At 43.7% G+C, this 21,079-nt stretch carries 14 protein-coding genes; 4 read left to right on the forward strand and 10 right to left on the reverse strand.

The window, feature by feature from the left end:
- Nucleotides 1–201: 201 nt before the first annotated feature.
- The 5 genes from PN462_RS03090 to PN462_RS03110 form a co-directional block, all read right to left on the reverse strand.
- On the reverse strand, nucleotides 202–1,650 hold the full coding sequence (locus PN462_RS03090) for a HAMP domain-containing methyl-accepting chemotaxis protein (protein WP_272126471.1): 1,449 nt from the start codon (nucleotides 1,648–1,650) through the stop codon (nucleotides 202–204).
- A gap of 100 nt (nucleotides 1,651–1,750) precedes the next feature.
- The gene (locus tag PN462_RS03095; protein WP_272126472.1) at nucleotides 1,751–3,262 is read right to left on the reverse strand and encodes a HAMP domain-containing methyl-accepting chemotaxis protein; all 1,512 of its coding nucleotides are present in this window, start codon (nucleotides 3,260–3,262) and stop codon (nucleotides 1,751–1,753) included.
- Nucleotides 3,263–3,432: 170 nt separating this feature from the next.
- Nucleotides 3,433–4,551: a chemotaxis protein CheW gene (locus PN462_RS03100; RefSeq protein WP_272126473.1), complete on the reverse strand. Its 1,119-nt coding sequence runs from the start codon at nucleotides 4,549–4,551 to the stop codon at nucleotides 3,433–3,435.
- A 49-nt stretch (nucleotides 4,552–4,600) separates the two neighbouring features.
- Nucleotides 4,601–6,166, reverse strand: coding sequence for a CheR family methyltransferase (locus tag PN462_RS03105; RefSeq protein ID WP_272126474.1), 1,566 nt, complete (start codon nucleotides 6,164–6,166; stop codon nucleotides 4,601–4,603).
- 179 nt (nucleotides 6,167–6,345) lie between these two features.
- Entirely contained in the window at nucleotides 6,346–8,730 is a 2,385-nt protein-coding gene (locus PN462_RS03110) for an ATP-binding protein (RefSeq protein ID WP_272126475.1), read from the reverse strand.
- A gap of 740 nt (nucleotides 8,731–9,470) precedes the next feature.
- Here PN462_RS03110 and PN462_RS03115 point away from each other — a divergent pair.
- Nucleotides 9,471–9,851: a response regulator gene (locus tag PN462_RS03115; protein WP_272126476.1), complete on the forward strand. Its 381-nt coding sequence runs from the start codon at nucleotides 9,471–9,473 to the stop codon at nucleotides 9,849–9,851.
- A 232-nt stretch (nucleotides 9,852–10,083) separates the two neighbouring features.
- Here PN462_RS03115 and hslO read toward each other — a convergent pair whose 3' ends face one another.
- From hslO to PN462_RS03130, 3 genes are all read right to left on the reverse strand, one after another.
- A complete protein-coding gene (hslO, locus tag PN462_RS03120; protein ID WP_272126477.1) occupies nucleotides 10,084–10,983 on the reverse strand; it encodes an Hsp33 family molecular chaperone HslO in 900 nt (299 codons plus the stop codon).
- A 377-nt stretch (nucleotides 10,984–11,360) separates the two neighbouring features.
- Nucleotides 11,361–12,635: a URC4/urg3 family protein gene (locus PN462_RS03125; protein ID WP_272126478.1), complete on the reverse strand. Its 1,275-nt coding sequence runs from the start codon at nucleotides 12,633–12,635 to the stop codon at nucleotides 11,361–11,363.
- A gap of 463 nt (nucleotides 12,636–13,098) precedes the next feature.
- A complete protein-coding gene (locus PN462_RS03130; RefSeq protein WP_272126479.1) occupies nucleotides 13,099–14,103 on the reverse strand; it encodes a tetratricopeptide repeat protein in 1,005 nt (334 codons plus the stop codon).
- A gap of 373 nt (nucleotides 14,104–14,476) precedes the next feature.
- Here PN462_RS03130 and PN462_RS03135 point away from each other — a divergent pair, with 373 nt between their 5' ends.
- The 3 genes from PN462_RS03135 to PN462_RS03145 all read left to right on the forward strand — a co-directional run bounded on the left by PN462_RS03135 (nucleotide 14,477) and on the right by PN462_RS03145 (nucleotide 17,724).
- Nucleotides 14,477–15,322 (forward strand): M23 family metallopeptidase, encoded by an 846-nt coding sequence (locus PN462_RS03135; RefSeq protein ID WP_272126481.1) that lies wholly within the window; start codon nucleotides 14,477–14,479, stop codon nucleotides 15,320–15,322.
- Between the two features lie 133 nt (nucleotides 15,323–15,455).
- Nucleotides 15,456–17,135, forward strand: coding sequence for an alpha-glucosidase (locus PN462_RS03140; protein WP_272126482.1), 1,680 nt, complete (start codon nucleotides 15,456–15,458; stop codon nucleotides 17,133–17,135).
- Between the two features lie 7 nt (nucleotides 17,136–17,142).
- Complete coding sequence (locus tag PN462_RS03145) at nucleotides 17,143–17,724, forward strand: Uma2 family endonuclease (RefSeq protein ID WP_272126483.1); 582 nt, start codon at nucleotides 17,143–17,145, stop codon at nucleotides 17,722–17,724.
- A gap of 28 nt (nucleotides 17,725–17,752) precedes the next feature.
- Here PN462_RS03145 and PN462_RS03150 read toward each other — a convergent pair whose 3' ends face one another.
- Together PN462_RS03150 and PN462_RS03155 are read right to left on the reverse strand one after the other, a co-directional pair.
- The gene (locus PN462_RS03150) at nucleotides 17,753–20,071 is read right to left on the reverse strand and encodes an NB-ARC domain-containing protein (protein ID WP_272126484.1); all 2,319 of its coding nucleotides are present in this window, start codon (nucleotides 20,069–20,071) and stop codon (nucleotides 17,753–17,755) included.
- Nucleotides 20,072–20,143: 72 nt separating this feature from the next.
- Nucleotides 20,144–21,031: an esterase/lipase family protein gene (locus PN462_RS03155; RefSeq protein WP_272126485.1), complete on the reverse strand. Its 888-nt coding sequence runs from the start codon at nucleotides 21,029–21,031 to the stop codon at nucleotides 20,144–20,146.
- Between the last annotated feature and the right edge of the window lie 48 nt (nucleotides 21,032–21,079).

Consider the following 21,079-nt stretch of genomic DNA (forward strand, 5'->3'; position numbering starts at 1 on the left):
AAGAAGTGAGGAGAGAAAAGTGAGAAGTGAGAAGTGAGTAGTCTGTAATTTTTTCTCTATCCTCTCTCCTCTATTCTCTCTCCTCCCTCTGGGGGAGAACAAAGAACCCAGAACAAACAACATTACTGTTTACTGTTCCCTATTTCCTGTTCCCTATTCCCGATTCCCTTGTTCACAAACAACAAACAACAAACAACCAACCTAAACCATCTCTTTTAATTGTTGTGCTGTTTCGTTGAGTTTTTGAGTGCCGATTTTGGTTTGACTGATACCACTGGCGGTTTCTTGGGCGACTTTGTTTAAATCATTCATGGCTTGGGCAATTTGTTGAAAGGCTAACATTTCCTGTTGGACAGTTAAGGAAATTTGTTGACTGCCTTCGACCATTTCTTCGACGGCCTGGGTTACTTTGTCGAAGGTGTCGGCGGTGGTTTGGGTGAGTTTGAGGTTGTTTTCGACGTTTTGGGTCCCGGTTTCGGCGACGGTGACGGTGTTATTAATGGCGGTGTGGATGGTTTCGGCGAGAGTGCCGATTTTTTGGGAGGAGTCTTGGCTTTGTTCGGCTAGTTTGCGAATTTCGGCGGCGACAACGGAGAAGCCACGGCCATGATCTCCGGCGCGGACGGCTTCGATGGAGGCGTTTAAGGCGAGGAGGTTGGTTTGGTTGGCAAATTCGGTGACGAGTTGCGCGATCGCGCTAATTTCTTGGGCGGAGGTTTGCAGGTTTTGGCTTTTTTGCGCGATCGCTTCTACATTATCTCGCAATTGATTCATCCCGGCCATGGTTTCGCTGACGGCCTCGTTCCCTTCTTGAGAAAGGGTTAACACATCCTGGGCGGTGGTGGTGAAGGTTTTGGCTTGTTCGGCGGATTGACGGGAGGAGGTTTCGAGTTGCTCCATGGTGCTGCTGGTTTCGTTGACGGAGGCGGCCTGTTGACTGGCGACTCTTTCTTGTTGTTCGCTGGCTACGGCGATCTGAGAACTGGCGGAGACGAGGCTGGCGATCGCATCTTCAACGGTGGCGGTAATAGCACGACTGAGAAACTGTCTTAGGGGTGATAAGACTAAAATCACGGTGATACCCAGTAAGAGTACAAACACAATCAGAATCCAACGGAAGATTTGGCTGGCCTCGTTTCGTTCCTGTTGGGCGACCTCTAGTTGCAATTCAATTAAATCGTTGATTTTTTGGGTAATGGGATCAATATTGCGATAAATACTTTGACTAAATCGGCTTAACCGTTGACGGTCTCCTGCTTGTAAAATTTCTTGTAATTCTTCAATGGCGTAATTGGAGGAATTGAACAGTTGTTCGAGGTCTGCGGCCAGTTCGGCTTCTTGAGGGGTTAATTGGGTTTGTTGATAGTCTTCCCAGTTGCTTTCAATACGGACTAAGGCTTGGGTGACGGAGGTTAAGGCTTCATTTAAGGTCATTGTTCCGGCCTCGGCTTTATGGGTGGCATCCACAATGGACACGGCATAGGCATCGGAGACGACTTTAAGCTGGGTTAAGGGAACAACTCGGTCATCATAAATGGTTTGAATTTGTCGATTAATGGCCAAAAATCCCATTACGGATACCACTCCCACAACGACTAACAAGCCGGCTGGAATGGCGGTAAAGACTTGAATTTTCGTTTTGAGTCTCATTGTATTAGGGGTCGATTTTTTGGTTGGGTTGAGATTAATCATGATTCTATTTTGCTCAATTCAGTTAAAGGGAAGAATCAGCGAAAAATAAGGACACCTCCTAAACCATATTTTTTAAAACTTGAGTGGCTTCATTAAGTTTTTGTGTTCCCAGTTTGGTTTGCGTAATCCCACTGGCACTTTCTTGGGCTCCCTGATTAATGGTGTTCATGGCTTGGACGACTTGTTGAATGGCACTGGCTTGTTGTTTAATATTCAGGGAAATTTGTTGGTTATTCAGCACCACATTATTGACCGCTTCGGCTACTCCATCGAAGGCATCGGCGGTTTTTTGGGTGATTTCTACGCCGTCTTCAACGGTTTTTGTCCCTTCGTCTGTCACCATGACGGTGGAGTTAATGGAATGTTGAATATCGGCGACTAAATCATTGATTTTTTGGGTGGATTGTTTGCTGCGATCGGCTAATTTGCGGATTTCGGTGGCAACCACGGAGAAGCCTTTTCCATGTTCTCCAGCCCGGACTGCTTCGACGGCAGCATTGAGGGCTAACATATTGGTTTGGTTGGCTAAATCGGCCACTAATTGCGCGATCATGCCGATTTGGTTGGTTTGTTCGCTGAGTCGTAAAATTTGTTCTGCGATCGCGCTCACTTTTTCTTTCAGCGCGTTCATCCCATCCAAGGTTTGACTCACCGCTTGGGTCCCCCCATCGGCTAATTCTAAAGCCCGTTTTGCCGCAGTGGCCGCCGCTTCGGCCTGTTCAGCAGACTGTTGCGACGAGGCCCCCAATTCATCCATGGTGGTGGTGGTTTCGTTTACGGACGCGGCCTGTTGACTGGCGGTTCGTTCCTGTTCTTCAATGGTGGAGGCAATTTCACTACTGGAGGTGGCCAAATTACTAGCCGTTTCGTTCATCCGACGAGACACATTATTAATAATCAAAGTTCCGGCAATAATGGCCACTATAATGGCTGATCCTGTAGCGATGCCAATGGCAGCAACTAACTGGTCTAAGGCTTTTTCTTGATCCCGTAAATTTTCTTCAACTAAGACATTTTCTCGTTGTTTAAACTGACTTAAAAGATTGCTTAATACTTCCGCTTGTTCCCGTCCACCTTGTCCTGTCCAAGACTGAATTGCTCCCTCAGTATCTCCCTGCTGTACTTTTTCAATTAAGTCAGCATTCAAGTCTATGAGGGTCTCTATTTCAGCAACTAGACGCTCTAAAGTTTCTTTCTGTCCTTCATGAATCACTAATTCATCCAGTTGAGCAAGCTGTTCCTCTACCTGATCCCGGGACGACCGATAAGATTCTAAAGATACCGTACTTGCGTCTAATAAATAACCTCGAGTTGCCCTAGAAACCGTCTGCACATTAAAGGCAATATCTCCAATGTGAGAAACGACCATCATAGACCGTTGTACGTCTTTTGCTTCTTTGCGAACGGTTTGCACATTCAAAAATACAATAATTCCCGACACAATAAATAAAACAATCGGAATCGCATAACCTGTAATAATCCAATGTCTTAATTTAAAGTTAACGTTTCCCTTGGCAATATTTTCTTGGTCTTGATAGTAATCTTTCCCCTTATCAAATAAATTGCTCATCCTTGAAGTCCTCTCTTTAATCCAATTAAAAACGCTATAGTTTAATTGTAAATCTAAATCTCACCTGTTGAAACTCCTTTTCTCATAACGTTATGTAACTTTTTTTAAAAAAAATGTAAGCTAGAGAAAGACCAGAACAATGGAGGAAAAGAAGTCACCGTAGCTTTCTTCTAGATGACCTCATCAACAATTAAATGACCTTGCAGTAAAATCTTTTCTACTGCTAGCAAACTGAGCATTTTTTCCCGATAGGTCGCTTCTCCCTCTAAATACTCATTATCAATAGAATGAATGGCCGTTGGAACAGAAGTAATTTCAGTCGGATTGAGTAACAAAACATCTAAAACTTCTTCCACAATAATCCCAACCACCAAACCCTGCACCTCAATAATCATGGCTTTTAATTGCTCAGAAACCGTCACACGCGGCAAATTCAATAAACCACAAATATCAACTAACGTGACAATTTCTCCCCGTAAATTCATATTGCCAATAATATGGTCTGGACAACAAGGAACAGGGGTAATTTTGCCAATATCCGTAAACTCTCGCACAATTTTTAAATCAATTCCAAAAAACTCTCCCCCTAGACGAATGGCCGCCAAAGGTTTAAACCCGTGGGATTCTTCCACTTCGGTACTTTGACGGAGATGGTTAGTCCTGTCTTGAAAAATTTTCCGTTCTTGGGGGGTTGCTTGGGGACAAAAAAGCGGTAATTCTTCCCGTTGATGGTTTAAGTCTTCTTCTTTTAATTCTTCCAGTGTACTGGCCTCTAAAAACTCTTGGGGAAGATGTTCTCGACGACGTTCAACAGAATTAATTAACGGGTCGGGGTCGAGGAGAATAATGAGCGAGTCTGTACTGCGAGCAATTCCCTTTTTAAAGGTTACTTGTTGCTCTTGGGGGTTCTCCCGTCCATAGGATACATCACTAGAAATTTCTTGAGAAGAAATTTGTCGAACCTCATGGACTTGGTTAACAACAATTCCTAAACGAGTCTCGTTCCAGCGTAGCACCACCAGACAATCCGTGGTTTTATATTGAGGGGAACGATACCCAAATCTAAGATGTAAGTCCATCACCGGGAGAATAGTCCCCCGTAAATTAATTACCCCGACAATATCATAGGGAGCTTGGGGAATAGGGGTTAATTCGGGTAAAAAGAAAACTTCTTCAACAACTGTGGTTGCAATACCGTATAAAGACTGGTGTAAGCTAAAAATGAGATAGGTTTCTTCTAGGGTTTGTAGAGATTTTTGAGAGTCTTTAATGAGAGAATTGCTGTTCATTAGTATTACCAAGAATTCAATTAATAATTGAGTAGATGACCCAGATTAATTAAGCGTTAAATTTTCGGTCAAGGTTATTAACAAATTCAGTCGGAACTTGATGAACCGACCTAGACCGATTAATTTTTAAGCTAGTAGAATCAGATTTTTTGCCATTGCGGGATACTTTTTGCAGTAACTCCATGGCGGCCTGCTGCATTTTTTGAGCGCGTTTTTGATCCCCTTCTTGGTCATAAATATAACTTAATTCTGAATAAGCAGGAACGGAGTTGGGATCAAGATAAATAATTTTCTTGAATAACCGTTTAGCTTCTTCAATATCCTCCTGCTCTTCGGCAATTTGAGCCAATAAATAATAAATGGAAACCGCAAAACTATCAATTTCTAAGGCTTGATAACACAAAAACTTAGCCTCAGCATATTCCCCGGAATTGGCCGCAATACTCGCTAATAAGAAATAAGCGGAAAATTTCTGCTCGTCTCGTTGTAAGACTAACCGTGCTTTTTCGGCAGCTAAATGATAATATTTTTGTGCAAATAAAGTTTCTGCTTCTTGGAGTAACTGGGAAGTTGAATGGTCTTGGGAGTCGCTAGAATTCTGCGGAAATGGGGGATTTTGCTTTAGGGAAAAAGACTGAGAAACCGGACTAGGTTGAACGGATGCAGAACGAGAGGAGCGCCATTTTTTGGGAAAATCAGTCAAGGAATTAGACTGGTTTTTCCCTGCTGTTTGATCTAGGATTGGTTTGGGGGTTGCGGGTGCGGACGGTCGATAGGTGTAAATAATGGAATCAGGGAAAATTGCACTCTGAAAATCTTGTAACACCTGACCATATAATTCAGCGTGTCCGGTTAATAGATACCCTTCCTCCTTGAGTGCGGTTTTAAAGTTTTTTAAGGCGGTATGGATGCCTTCTGGGGTAAAATAAATAAACACATTGCGGCAAATAATCAAATCAAGATTAGATAACTCTGTCTGAGTCTGGTTCGCTAAATTTTCGACTAAATTAAATGTCTCAAACTGGACTAAATGACGGATATTGGCGTTTAGTTGATACCCTTGAGGCAATGATTTAAAATACTTCTGAATAGTCTCCAAGGAAAGACTCCGTAAAGACCAAGGACTATAAACCCCTTTTTTCGCTTTTTGTAAGGCCGCTTGATTAATATCCGTGCCAATAATTTGTACCTCCCAACTCTCAAAATTAGGGAGGAGAGAATGGAGCGTCATGGCTAAAGAATAGGGTTCTTCTCCCGTGGAACATCCCGCACTCCAAATGCGTAAACGACGCTGATGTTGATTCCGTTGAATTAATTCGGGTAGAATTTGCTCGGAGAGTAACTTAAATTGCCCGCGATCGCGGAAAAAATAACTCTCAATGTTGGTCAATAATTGAATAAAATGCTCCCATTCCCGCGCACTGGTTGACGTATTGGTTTCCAATAATTGATAATAGGTTTCGGGACGAGAGAGATTGAGCCGATGCAGACGTTGCCAAATTTTCTGGGTTAACATTCCATAGTCCTGTTCCCGAATTTGCAACCCAGTTCTACGGGCAATTAATTGACAAAATGCCTGTAGAAGTGTGACAGTAATAACTCCAGAAGATTGCATGAAGACTCCTTCGATAAATAATGTGTGTTGGGGGAACAGACCAAAGATACCAAGAAATAAAGTCAGACCAGCAGGAAGAAAACGGGAAAAATCCAGTCGTGACAGTCATCCAGAGAGAGTTTAGACCTCTCTATCTTGAGTGTAAAGGGGAATATCGAGATGCACCCAAGAACTTAAAATTAGGTTAAGCTGCGAAAGGGTTGGATGGGAATTTGAATAACAAACTCGGTTCCCTGACCCACTTCTGAAATACACTCTAGCCTACCCTGATGTTTTTCCACCACAATTTGGTAACTAATCGCCAATCCTAACCCTGTTCCTTTCCCCACAGGTTTGGTGGTAAAGAAGGGGTCAAAAATATGTTTCACCGTATCAGAAGACATCCCAGACCCATTATCCCGAATGCGAATGATCACATCCCCCGAAATCGTCTCCTCATCGTCTTCCCCTGGGGGGTCATCGAGGAGTCCTTCAGTGGTAATGGTAATACGGTGGGGTTCAGGTTGACTTTCGACCGCATCGATCGCATTACTAATAATATTCATAAACACCTGGTTCAGTTGTCCCGCATAACATTCCACTTTCGGTAACTCCCCATACTGCTTCTCAATCTCCACTTCCGGGCGGTCTCCCTTGGCTTTCAGCCGATTGTGTAAAATGAGTAGGGTATTATCAATCCCCTCATGAATATCCACAGGTTTCATCTCCGCTTGGTCTAACCTGGAGAAATTCCGCAACGAGAGGACAATTTGGCGGATGCGTTCGGCCCCAATTTGCATCGAGGAGAGGGTTTTCGGTAAATCTTCGAGAACAAACTCAAAATCAATCTCCTCCATGAAATCCGAGACCTCCGCTTTCGGGTCGGGATAATATTTTTGATAGAGGGTCACTAACTCCAATAAATCGTGGACATATTCATTGGTATAACTAAGATTCCCCGAAATAAAATTCACAGGATTATTAATTTCATGGGCAATTCCGGCCACCATTTGACCCAAACTGGACATTTTTTCCGTTTGAATGAGTTGGGCCTGGGCTTTTTTCAGTTGTTGTAGGGTGGACTCCAGTTGCTGGGCCTGGGTTTGGGCCGCCAGGGCCGTGGCCCGGGTTTGGGCGAATAATTCCGCGTGATCGACGGCCAAGGCTAACTGATCTACCACCGCTTGGAGGACTTCCACTTCTTGGTCACTCCAATGACGAAGGCCGTGGAGATGACTACAGGCAATGGCCCCTAGATGATTAGATCGGGTTTTTAAGGGGAGTAATAAGATAGATTTGACTTCTAAATCCTCTAACAGGTCTGCCACGGCGGCCACATCCTCGTCCGGGAGGTGGGGAAGACAGAGATGTTCGGTATTATCAATCCGCAGAATTTTGAGGGTTTCAATGGGTTGATAAAAGGGAGTCAGAATATCGGAGTCACAGGTACTCATTAAGCTGGGATGCTGGTCGTCTTTGGCTGCTTCGTGACTGACAATGAGACTGAGTTCTTCTTGGGACCAACACCAGAGATAGGTACAGAAATCTACGTTGAGTAAGGTGCGAATTTCTTGGACGGCGGTTTCGAGGATGGTGTTCAGGTCGAGGGAGTTGCGAATTTGGTTGGCTAACCGAAAGAGGAGGGCTTCTCGACGGTTGAGTAAGGCGGTTCGGGCCTGGCAACGGTCGATGTCAATGGCGAGGTTATCGGCGAGGGTTTCCAGTCCTTCTTGGAGGGTTTCGTTGAGGGGGTGATAGGCCCAAAGGGCTAATACTCCAAATAAACGGTCTTCTAAGACGAGGGGATAACCGATGAGGTGGAGTTTGCTGTTGTGGGGGAGTTTGGCCCGTTCCACATGGCAAAAGAGGGGGTCGGGTTTTTCGTCTTCGCCAGGGGTTTCGGGGGGAAGGGTTTTGCGGGATAAGTCGCCGAAGACGGGGAAGACTAAATCATAGATGGGTTGGAGACTATTGGCGATCATGCCGATGACAGACCCTTCTAGGGTAAGATAGGGGTTGCTGAATAGGTCGCTTTCGAGGAGTTTTGGGGGGATTTCGGGGTGGGCTTCGAGTCCTTGACGTTCGAGTTGTTCGGTTTGGGGGTTATAGGTCCAAATGGCAGCGATCGCTGCGTCGAGTTCTTCGATTAAGGTTTGGGTACAGTATTGTAAACTGTCGTGGAGGGAGTGAGACCGGACGAGATAGCGGCTAATGTTGGCTTCGAGATGGGCCAAGCGCGATCGCTCTAAGAGATCAGCCTCCACTCGTTTTCGTTCCGAGACATCTCGTAAACAGACGGAAATTCCCTCTCGATAAGGGGCGATTCGCGCTTCTACCCAGGTTTTTCCCACGGGAAAGAAGGCTTCAAAATGACTGGTGACTTGTTGCGTCATCACTCGTCGATATTCTTGCTCGAAACTACCACCAATGAGTTCGGGGAAGATTTCCCAGATACAACGGTTCAGTAGGCTTTGGCGGGGTTGACCGAGTAGTTTTTCTGCGATCGCATTCAAATAGGTAAATTGCCACCCATTGTCGAGAATAAAAACAGCATCTGTCAGGGTTTCTATGATGGGGCTATCCATGAAACTAACAACCATTAATTGGGACTCCTTATCACTCATTTCATTAATCGTTGGGGGGTTGAGCCAGGGGGCATCCCCTGGGCGGGATTCCCCGGTCTGCTTGGACGATCTGGCTGGGTCGCTGCACCCCTAGAGGCGATTGGACTTGCTCCTGGGCTTGCCCTTGGCATTCATTCCTGCCAAATTTATTCCTGCCAAAAGGAGAGAAAATCGTGCTTTTCTTAAACAAGTCTTGAATTTTTGTAAATGAAACTTGCAACACAGGGTAAAAAATGTTAAGGTGAGAGGTTTTAAAAGACAAATTTTTAATAGATTCAGAAAGTAGTGAACCTTTCCTACTTTTATTATCTCTTATTGTCCTTACATTAAGATTCCGGACAAGTCAATCTATAGGAAATCTTTAAATAAACTTTAAAGCTTCTACACAAATAACCCCGAGACTGTATTGAATGGGTTTACATCTTATTCTTCCACTAGCAAAACTCGGAAAATATCGTCATGGCAGCGAAAAATACAGTCACGATGAAATCTACCTCAAAATGTTACAAAAATTCACATTAAGACCCCGGAATTACAAAAGTTTACACAGAGCGACAAGAGTAAAAACTTATTTGACTGAATACCTCCCTTTTGTGTGGATCGGAGCGACCATTAAATTAAAATAGAAAATAGACAATAAAGGTTGAGAATTCCTCAACTTTGTGTAATGATTTCATCGGGTAGAGGGAGATGTCATGGGAATGACCCAAGCACCAACAATACTGGCCGTGGACGACAGTCCCATTATGCGTAAACTGCTACAAGAAACCTTAGAAGACCGTTATAACGTCGTAGTAGCGGATAATGCGGTTGACGCACTCTCGACCATTTATCATCAAGATATATCCTTGTTACTGTTAGATGTGACCATGCCGGGAGTCGATGGCCTCGAACTGTGCCGCACCGTTCGCAGTTTGCCCCAATTCGAGTCCTTACCCATTATTATGCTCACAGCACGGGATGGTGCTTTTGATAAAGTGCAAGGCCGTTTAGCCGGAGCAACGGAATATTTAACTAAACCTTTTGATAAAGATAAACTGTTAGCCACGGTAGATAATTTTATTCATACAGCCAAGAAATAAGTCTTTTTTTTCATTTGTCAAGGGTCCTTCGAGATATTTTGGGCAAGGCGGGTTCACGTTATCTCCAAGAGGTGAATCTTTCTCAGTTTCTAGTACGCTCTTGAGCAGTAAAAATTAATGGATTTAATCCCCATCAAGGAGATTGCTGATTCATCTTTCTAGAGGAATTTCCAGTAGAGGCACGATGTGCTGCGTCTCTACTGGCTATGGAATGGAGTTCAGATCACTGAGATTACATGGACTCCGCTTGTAAATCTTCAATTAACTGTTCAAGATGCGATCGCTCGGCCTGATACACTTCCCCGCAAAAATGACAAGTAGCCTCAGCCCCATCATCCTTTTCAATCATATCTTGCAGTTCATCCACCCCCAGCAACTTCAACGCCCCTAACACCCGGTCAAAGGAACATCCGCAATGGAAATGCACCATCTGCACCCCTGGGAACACCGTTAACCCCATATCCCCCAACAACTCTTGGAAAATCTCCGGTAACGTCTTCTGGGCCCGCAACAGCGGTGTAAACCCAGACAACTTACCCACACGAGCTTCCAGCGTCGCCACCAACTCCTCATCCCGGGCCGCCTTGGGCATCACCTGCAACAGCAGTCCCCCAGAAGCCAACACATGGCCCTGTTCCACATAAACCCCCAATAACAAAGCCGACGGAGTTTGTTCCGAACTCACCAAATAATGACTGAGATCATCACCAATTTCCCCAGATACCAACTCCACGGTACTCGAATAGGGGTAGCCATAGCCCACATCTCGCACCACATAGAGATATCCGTCACGGCCAACCGCCCCCCCAACATCCAACTTGCCAACCTCATTGGGAGGTAACTCCACATGGGGGTTATCCACATAACCCCGCACCGTCCCATCTAACCCTGCATCCACCAACACCCCCCCCAGAGGGCCATTCCCCTTAATGCGAATATTCACCCGTGAGTCTTCGCGTTTCATACTCGATGCTAAAAGTAACCCTGCCGACATGGTACGTCCCAAGGCCGCACTGGCCACATAAGAGAGTTGATGACGACGACGTGCTTCTTCCGTTAACCGAGTAGAAATTACTCCAACTGCTCGAATTCCGCCATCTGCGGCGGTTGCACGGATAAGTTGATCTGCCATGTCTTTAACCTATGTTTGTTTTTGATAGTTGCTTAATATACCTTAACGAAAATTGGGCTTGGGTATTGGGGAGTTGAGAGTTGATAGTTGGGGAATTGAACCACAAAGACACAAAGGACACAAAGGGGAGATGGAGGAGATGGGGGGGAAGAAGTGAGGAGAGAAAAGTGAGAAGTGAGAAGTGAGTAGTCTGTAATTTTTTCTCTATCCTCTCTCCTCTATTCTCTCTCCTCCCTCTGGGGGAGAACAAAGAACCCAGAACAAACAACATTACTGTTTACTGTTTGCTGTTTGCTGTTTGCTGTTTACTGTTTACTGTTCCCAGTTCCGGAGTTCCCTGTTCCCTTGTTCACAAAGAACAAAGAACCAACAACCAACTAAAAAACCGTCCCATCACTCTTTAACTCAAGGGGAGGAGTCCCGGACTGGCGCTTTTGTTGGGCAATTTGGCGGCCTGCGGCCCATGTTCCTCCCTGTAACACTTGCACCAACGGTAAATCTTGAGGGGTGCGTTGTAACTTTTCCCGTAGTCTGGCCGCTATTTTATCTAAAAGAATCAGGGTTAAGGCTCGCCATTCTACAATGACTTCTGACCCCGGTAAATGAGGGGTAAAATATAGCTCAATATTCTTTAACTCCAACAGTCCTAAGTCTAGACATAACCCCCCATTGCGATACTCGGCCAACCCGGTTAACTCCTCTAACCCGACTATCTCAACCCCTAACTCTGTTAAGGGTTCGAGGAGAGAATAGGTTAACCATTGAGAGAGTTTGTGAAAGGGAACATAACGACATAATTCAGTCTCTAACTGGGGAAACTCAGGAGGGGGAAAGGCCGACAAGGCCGAATGTTGCCACACATCCCCTAAATTTACCCCCGCGAGACGGTGACGACTCGCCCAAATGTCTCCCAACTCCGTTAAAATGGTCTGCAAGATAGTTGCCGCAGAAAGGCGCGGAGAGCCGTTTTCTGGGTGTTCGGCTACTTTTAACCAATAGTCCACTAAATTCCCTAAGCGAGGGGAAGAACTGCCAAAATATTGCGGTTTGTGGGGTAATATGTCTCCGAGACGTTGCAAGAGTTCTACTCGGCCTGTTAATCCTATCAAGGGGTTATCGGGGGTGACTTGGAAGGAGTCGGCTAGGGTTTCAACGGTTAACTGTTGCAGTCCTCGCGCATCTGCTTGTAAGGGAAATTCTGGTTCACTGGACAATCTCCCTTGACAAAATAGCCGAAAACTGGCCACGGCTAACCCTTCGGACTGTTGGAACAGTTGCCCGGTTTCGGGTTCACTATATCGCCATTGTGACCCGGCCCCGGCATCGAGTAAGACACTGGTTATGGCTAATTCAATTTTTGCTTTGGCTTTATCGAGGGGAGAAAGGGAGGCGGTGAGTTGGTCTAGTTCGGTTATCCTAGAGACAGTCCCGACTTCAAAATGTCGCCACCGACTATGAAAGGGGATATTAAAGTCGGGATAGTTCTTTTGGGTGACTTGATAAACGTAGTCGGTAACGGTGTCTAGTTGGTTCAGGTTACATTGAAAGTGGGGTAAACGGTTGTCGCAAGCCAATTGCAACAGGATACCACAGCGTTCCCGAATGGCTGCGGGGGTTCTTAAATAGTCTGCGAGTTGTTGTTCTTGGTTCATTCCCCTAGATGATGGGTTCTCAGTGATGGGTGAGATGGGCGTACAGGAATGTTTTTCAGGGTATCATGTCTTAGGGAATAGGGAATAGGGAACAGGGATTAGAGTATTTTTGGCTCACTTGAAGAAACCCAGTTTAAAAGTGTTGTACCTGCCTGACAAGTAACATTAAATTTTTAATTTTTTAATTGGTCTATCAACCCGTTTTAAAGTGTTTTAGCTATTAGCATTGGGGGTTAACTCAAGGAATATTCGATTGTTTCGATTATAATTTTAAGCTGAAAGGGAGTTTATAAGTGCGCGTCTATTTCCCATTATCAGGATAAGTTATTTTTAGGCAAAAGTCAAGAGCAATTTTAAGCAAAAAACGCTCTAATTAAGGTCTGCTTCAAAACGGTTAGTTTGCTGGTTATAACAAACGACAAATAACAACCAAAATAACGAACAAAATAACAAACAACAAAAATTATTGATTATTTAATTGTTCTTGTAACTGGGTTAAATTGGCTTCAGCATAGCGATTGGTGGGATCAAGGCGTAAGGCTTCCTGATAAGCATACAGGGCTTCGTCATAGCGTTCCATGGCTTCTAAAGCAATCCCTCGATCAACCCACGCATTGGCGGCACTACTATTCCCCCAAATCCCATTCCCATCAAAGGCTTGCTCTAAGGATTCTAACCCCTCCTCAAAGCGTTCTAATAACATTAACATTTTTCCACGGCCATACCAATATCCTGAGTGGTCGGGATTAAGTTGTGTGGCTTGATCATAGGCTTCAAAGGCTTCTTGATACCGTTGGAGGAGACTGAGAGTATGGCCTAAACCAAACCAGACTTCGGCGGGGTTGACTCCTTGCCAATCTTGGTCTAATTCTAAGGCTTTTTCGTAGGAAGCGATCGCATCTTCATACTCCTCTAAGGCACTTAATGTAATCCCCCGATTAAACCAAACATAGGAGGAATTTTCATTTAAGGCAATGGCTTCATCATAGGCCACCAGAGAGTTTTCATAATCCTCGGTTGTCCAAAGCGTATAACCGAGACTCACCCAGGCTTCAAACACCGTCGGATCAAGATCAACTGCCCGTCTCAAGGGAATCACGGCATCTCGATATTTCCCCTCAGATAATAATTCTAAGCCCAAGTCATACCAATTATTAAAGCGATTATCGAGGGCGGCATTTTGCTTAGAGTCCTCTGACTCTGGGGGAGAAGTCGTTGCTTCACTGTCAGGAGTGGTGGGAGACTCAATGGTTTCCACTTCGACTTCTGTATTGGGGGTTGTAGGAGACTCAATGGTTTCCACTTCGACTTCGGTATTTTGTACCGAGGGGGAAGTCTGGGGGTTGGTTTCCCGATGATTTTCTCTATTTTCGGGAGAGGGAGGAGACTCTCTGGGAAAAATTTGTTCTTCCAAAGCTCTAGCTGTTGCTCCCGATGTGAGTAAGAGTCCCACTACCGTTGCCACCATGCTTGTTTGTGTTAATTTATGCCACATACCCATTACCTCTCTTGAGGAGATTCCCGTCCTATTGGTTAGTATATCCTGTCCATTCTCGACTGTTTTTTTCCTCCTCAAAACCCTAATATATTGCAACGTTTTCCCCGGACTGCATGGATCACGCTTTACCCAAAATGCGAGGAGGCTTAGGTCAATTAGGACTATTTTCAGGGGGGTTTGTTCCCCTTGGTGAAATAAAAGTATTTTTCTTCTCAGAGAACCTGATCCGTTTGTCAGGAAGGCTTTTACAATAAAGTCTAGAATTGAGTCTAGGAATTCTCCGGATGGCTGGAGGTGTAATCCGAAGGCAGAGAAGGACTTTTTCAGACTCAGGGCAGCAATTATGCAAGTGAAGCTCATTGTGCGTTCTCTTTCAGCCGGTTTAGTCGGGTTTATCTCTTTTGGGGTTGTGGCCAGTGCGATCGCAATTCCCTTCAATCAACAAATCAATCGCACTGTTGATACTCCAGCAACAGAAGTTAACTCCCGTTCTTCCCATTCCTCTTTTCTCTGGCCAGCCTCCGGACAAATTTCCCAAGGGTTTCACCGTTACCACGAAGGACTGGATATTGCGGGGCCTGTGGGGACTCCCATTTTAGCGAGTAAAGGGGGAACAGTGGTCGCTGCGGGGTGGGATGACTGGGGGTTAGGCAATGCCATCATGTTGCAACATCCCGACGGCACACGCACGGTTTATGGGCATAATCAGACGTTGTTAGTGGGAGAGGGGGAACAAGTCCAACAGGGGCAAATTATCGCCGAAATGGGCAACACAGGCAATAGTACGGGGCCTCATTTGCATTTTGAGGTGTATTTAGCGGGCGATCGCGCGATCGATCCCCTACAAGTCCTATCCAACGTCGCCCAACAATCCCCCAACACTCGTCCTAACCCCACCATAACCCGTTCTCAACCCACCGCAACGGGAACATCAGACCAATGCACCCGTCCGGCCCTCATCGACCAAGAAACCCGTAATTTCCGCGTCAAAATCTGCCAAAGCAACGGTCAACTCTACTACTTCGGTCAATCCAAAACCAACCCCAGGGAGTCGGTATGGTTACGCGCTTGGGAGAGAGGAGGCCGCTACTACGCCGAAAACGGCAGTTATACCTATCGAGTGAAGCGCGATGGCATCGAAGTCCTACGCCATAATCAATTTATCCGTTCCGAACCTTTTTTAAATTAAGTGTGTTGTTTGTGAAAAAGGGAACAGGGAACTCCGGAACAGGGAACAGCATCCGAAGGCAGATGGCAGATGGCAGATGGCAGATGTTGGAGAAAGGGTAAAATAGAACAAAGCACAGCACCAACAACCCCTCATGGAGAAAGACACAGCCGTTCAAGCCAACAAATGGTGGCAAACAGGCGTAATTTACCAAATTTATCCCCTCACCTTTGCCGACAGCAACGGAGACGGGATAGGAGACTTACAAGGCATTATCCAGCGTCTCGACTACCTCAACGACGGCAACCCCAACAGCACCACCTCCCTCGGTATAGATGCCATTTGGCTTTCTCCCATCAATAAATCGCCAATGGTCGATAATGGCTATGATATCAGCGACTATTACGATATTTGCCCCACCTTCGGGACATTAGACGACTTTAAACAACTCCTCCAAGAAGCTCATAAACGAGGTATTAAAGTCATTATCGATCTCGTCGTCAATCATACCTCAGACCAACACCCTTGGTTTATCGAGTCCAGTTCCAGTCGAGATAACCCCAAAGCGGACTGGTATCAATGGCAAGACCCCATGGTAGGAGGACTCCCCAACAACTGGCTCTCCTATTTTGGCGGCACAGGTTGGACCTATAATGAGAAACGCGGTCAATATTACTTTCACACCTTCAATAAAAACCAACCCGACCTCAACTGGCATAACCCCGAAGTTAAACAAGCCATTTATAATATTCTTCGCTACTGGTTAGACCAAGGAGTTGATGGGTTTCGCTTAGACGCATCCAGTGTTTATATTCAAGATAAATATTATCGGGATAACCCCATGAAATTCGGGTCAACTGATAAAAATGATTATAATAACCAACATCACCTCTACGACAAAAACCTCCCGAAAAATCACCAAATTATTCGGGAAATGCGTCAAATTATTGATGAATACGAGGATAAAGTATTAATTGGCGAAACCTTCATTGATAACAGTCTTTACGAGTCTAACACCTTTTATGGGGTGTATAACGATGAACTCCATCTTCCCTTTGCCTTTGAATTCCCTTTTAGTCCTTGGTATCCAGGATACTTGCAACGACAAGTAGAAAAGCAAGAATTACTCACCCCTCCTGGTGCTTGGCCCAATTATTTTATTGACAACCACGATATTCCCCGTCACCTCTCCAGGTGGATAACCTGTACCATGTGTACTGAACCGGTCCGTGTGGCCAAGGCCGCAGCAACTCTGCTGTTAACTTTACGGGGGACTCCCTTTTTATATTATGGCCAAGAAATTGGTATGGTGAACCATCTCGACATCCCCCCCGAAAAACTCCGGGATAAAGCGGTGGTGTTAAGTGACACGGGAGAAGTCCCCCCACCGAGAGATGGAAGTCGCACCCCGATGCAATGGGATACCAGTGCTGGTGCGGGGTTTAGTTTTGGCCGGGAGGTTGATCCTTGGCTACCGATTCATGATAATTACAAAGAGGTGAATGTGGCCACTGAGTTGGCCGATGAGGATTCAATTTTGAATTTTTATCGCCGCGTGATTCAAGTCCGTCGGAATAGTGAAGCCTTGTTACGGGGAAGATGGAAACCTTTAATTCATTACCCCGATGAACAGTTTGCTTATTTACGAGCAACGGACAAGGAGCAGGTGGTGGTTATTTTAAATTTTGGCTATCAACAACCGTTACGGTTAGATGAACCGTTAGAATATGGGAATTGGTGTGTTTTACTGTCCGAACGCTTTACAGCAGGGAAAGTGATTGATTTACCGGAAATGTTAGAAGCGTTTGAAATTCTCATTGTTCAACGAATGTGAGAGCATTATGTATCCCCAATTGACCCTTCCTCCGCAACTTTCGTTAAAACTTAGCCAAGCGGATTTTATGCGTTTGGTATTAGCGAATCAGGATTTAAGATTAGAACGGACTGCAACGGGAGAATTGGTGGTGAATCCTCCGACGGGTGGTGAAACGGGAAGACGAAACCGGAGATTAACGGGAGAGTGCGATCGCTGGATAGAAGAAAACCCAGAATTAGGAGAGGGGTTTGATTCTTCGACGGGGTTTATATTACCCAATGGTGCAATTCGTTCTCCGGATGTGTCTTGGGTGAGTCGGGAAAGATGGGAGAGTTTAACCCCTGAACAACGGGAGGGGTTTATTCCCCTTTGTCCGGATTTTGTGGTGGAATTACGGTCTAAATCCGATAATTTAGCGACGTTACGGGAAAAGATGCAGGAATATTTGGACAATGGAACGCAGTTAGGATGGTTAATCGATCCTCAGACTCGTCCAGTGGAGGTTTATCGGCCCCAACAAGCAGTTGAGGTGTTAGAAAATCCAACGGTTTTAAGTGGGGAAGGAGTGTTATTGGGGTTTCGTTTTAATGTGAGTCGAATTTGGTGAATTTCCAATCTGCATAATTGAAATGATATTATCGCCAGCATGGATACCCCATATCATCTAATCTTTCGTCTCGTACCCAATTAATTACTTTCAAATCATTCCACAACCATTGGTAAACCAGATTTGTTACAGGAAAAGTTCCTAACCAACCTTTTGTGAATGGAGTTTGATCAAAAGACCCAATCCTTGGATATACTGGATACATACGATAAATAAGATTTAACTTAGAATTTTGTATTATTCCATTAAAACGAGAATCTTGAATATCAAGAGGAGTATCACCAAGTTTAAAATCTACATAGCTTTGACGATCACTAGGTAAAGGAACCCAAGTCCAACTAAAATGAATAGCATCTGAACGATGCTTAGGTAAAACTACTGTGCCGACTAATCGAGCAGGTAAAATACTAGCAAGCTGTAACTGAGGTAATAATGGAGAAAATAAATCATTGACTAAATTTTCATAATCATAAATAGCATTTTTATAAATATCTATTATGTACTCTAATAGGACTTGGGAAGAAGGATAGTTAGTTTTTCGGAAATTTTCAACAGCAGCAGGAAGTTTTAAATGATTTTGTCCTTTTCTACGTAAATTGCTAACTTCCGTTTTTAATTGGTTTAAACAGTGTTGCTTCATTACTGAAAATTGAAACATATTTATTTGTGCTAATTTATTTTCAATTTCATCCAAATATATGGGAGTTGTATAGTGAAGATAATATTGATAATATTCAGCAATTTTACGATTTGTTAAATATATAGCAATATACCAAGCTGGTTCTAAGGATAAGTAACCTGAAATTTGGGATAATCTACGTTCTTTTAATAATTCTGGTAAATTTTCAAGAAAAGCTGAAGAAGTATATTGCCAAGGGGCATGAAAGTTTTGTTTGATTGGATACATTTGTAAAAAATAATTCCAGTCATTGGAATAATCATCAGTATAATCATTATAATTATTTTCTAGGCTGTTTAAAATATTTTGAGGTAACTCAATCACAGATTCTTTTATATCGTGACCAAAATACCAGCCTGTTATAATATTCAAAGAATTTGGATCATCGTTTTGTATTGGCTCAAATGCAATAGAGCCGCTATTAGGTTCTTTGTGAGTTATCGCAATTCCTAGAACTGGTAAATCACCATTTTTTCTGATAGGCATTACTAAGGGGGCTAATTTACCTAATCCTTCATACCAAGATTGACTAGCTATCCAAACCAATTTCCCCCACTCTAATGCAGATAAGTGTAAATTGGGAGGAAAACTCCAATTTAATAAACCCTTCTGAAAAAGTTTATTAGCGCAAGTAGGCGATCTTTTCACAATTTTTCCAACTGTTAAAGTTACAGCCTCTATTAAATTAGTCTGTGTTGACTCAACTAACTTACTTTGAAAAAATTCTCGTACTAATTCATGAAGTCTATAAGTTTGATTTCCTTCATGCTGAAGTAAATGAAAATCCAGTAAAAAATCATCTCTTATATCTTTTAGTTTTTGTCTGTTTCGTTCTGGAAAGCATTGTTCAACGATGTGCCAAGAAATAGGCACTAAATCAAAAATACATAATATATAACTTAATTCTTGAGCGTCAGAGCTTAATTCCTTCCAGCTTAGTTCAAAAGCTGCCGCTACTCCTTCTTGTGCTGTTATATCTAATGCCCATTTGTGTTTTTTAAGAGCTTTTTGGGTTAATCCTTGCTCTCGTAACTGTTGTAATACTTCTGCAAGGGATAAATCAGGTTTGTGACTTAGATAACGTCCTACTAATTCTAATCCTAAAGGGAGATAACCTAGTTTTTGACAGAGTTCGTGCGCAATATTTAGTTCTTCTGGCAAAAAAATTTTATTAATTAATGACTCTAATAAATTAATTGCTGCTTTAGATTTGAGGACTTCTAGCTCTAGTCGTTGAACAGATGTTAATAATTGCAAGCGTGTCGTTATTAAAACCCAAAATTTGGAATTCTGAGGTGGTAAATAGGGTTTAATTACTTCGTAATAATTGACATCATCTAAAATTACTAAAGCATTACCTTGATGCCAATGTTGCCAACACCATTTAACTGCTTTTTTCTTTTCTTTTACGTTTTCTTGTTCGTTAGTTTTTGGAGGTTTTAAATCCAAGTAAATCTCTGCAAATTCAACAATCTGTTGGGCTATATCTTCATCTCGTCCTCTTATCCAACAAATGCCACTTGGATAATGTTCCTGATAGGTAGCAGCATATTGAATAGCAAGTTCAGTTTTTCCTACTCCACCCATCCCCGTTATCGCAGTAATGGCAATGCGCTGGTTTTGCTGTAAAAGTTCGTGTAGGGTTGCTAGTTCAGCATCCCGTCCCACAAAGTTTGTCGCTCCACTGAAGGGCAGATTGTGCGGATATTGTTTAACCGGCTCCGATTCCGGCGAGTTCAGTCAAAAAGTGTTATGCTGCTCTTTAATGTTGATATCTCTACCAGCTTGATTAACTATTGTATTAAGATAAGTAGTTTTGTCTTTAGATTCCTTCAGTTTTGGCAATGATTGTAAAGAACTTGATGCTAATTGTTCTATAATAAATCGTTTTGTTCTTCTATACAAATTGCTCTGTTTGGACTGTGGACGACAAATTGAATTATGGTCTTCATCCATGGGAATGGGAATAACTCCTGGGATTCCCGGATCAACACTTGTTTCATTCACGACTAAAATTCCCTTTGTCTTGCGTTTTTCGCAATAGACCTCGATAGGAATTTGCTTTAAAAAGTCGTGGTTGCGATAAACTTGGTTTAACTCCCGTAAACGAGGATCATGAGCTTTTAGTTCCTCAACGCTGACTGAGGCTTGCAAAATTGCCCCCATATAGTTTACCCAATTTGCGAGGTCTGAACCAGAGTGAGGAGTTGATAAATAGATAATGCCTTTAGTTTGTTCCGCGATTGCTTTCCAACGAGAATTTCCAAAATCCCAAGCATGACGCAGCATCTGTTTAACAAGTAAACCTCCCATACTATGAGTTATAAAGAAAATGGGGCGTTTCCCCACATCAATATCTAAGCAAGCCAGAACATCGGTTGCGCGATCTACCAATGGCATCGTCTCACCTTTCCAATGAAAAGGTTCAATCGCATAATCGAGCGTCCAAACCCTTAAATTTGGTAAATCCTCACCTAACCAAGTTGGCCAAAAATCATAATCATCGCGTTTTCCTGTAGGATGCCATGCTCCTCGTGCATCTCCACCAAGTCCATGAACAAAAATGATATCTCCTTCATAGTTGGTATTATCACGATTGGATATGGTAATGAGTTGGGTATTGGACACGAAGTTAACCTCACTATCAGCTAGGACTATCTTATTCTAGTGTAAGCC

The sequence above is a fragment of the Spirulina sp. CS-785/01 genome, from assembly GCF_028330525.1.
Classification (GTDB): Bacteria; Cyanobacteriota; Cyanobacteriia; order Cyanobacteriales; family Spirulinaceae; genus JAQMSD01.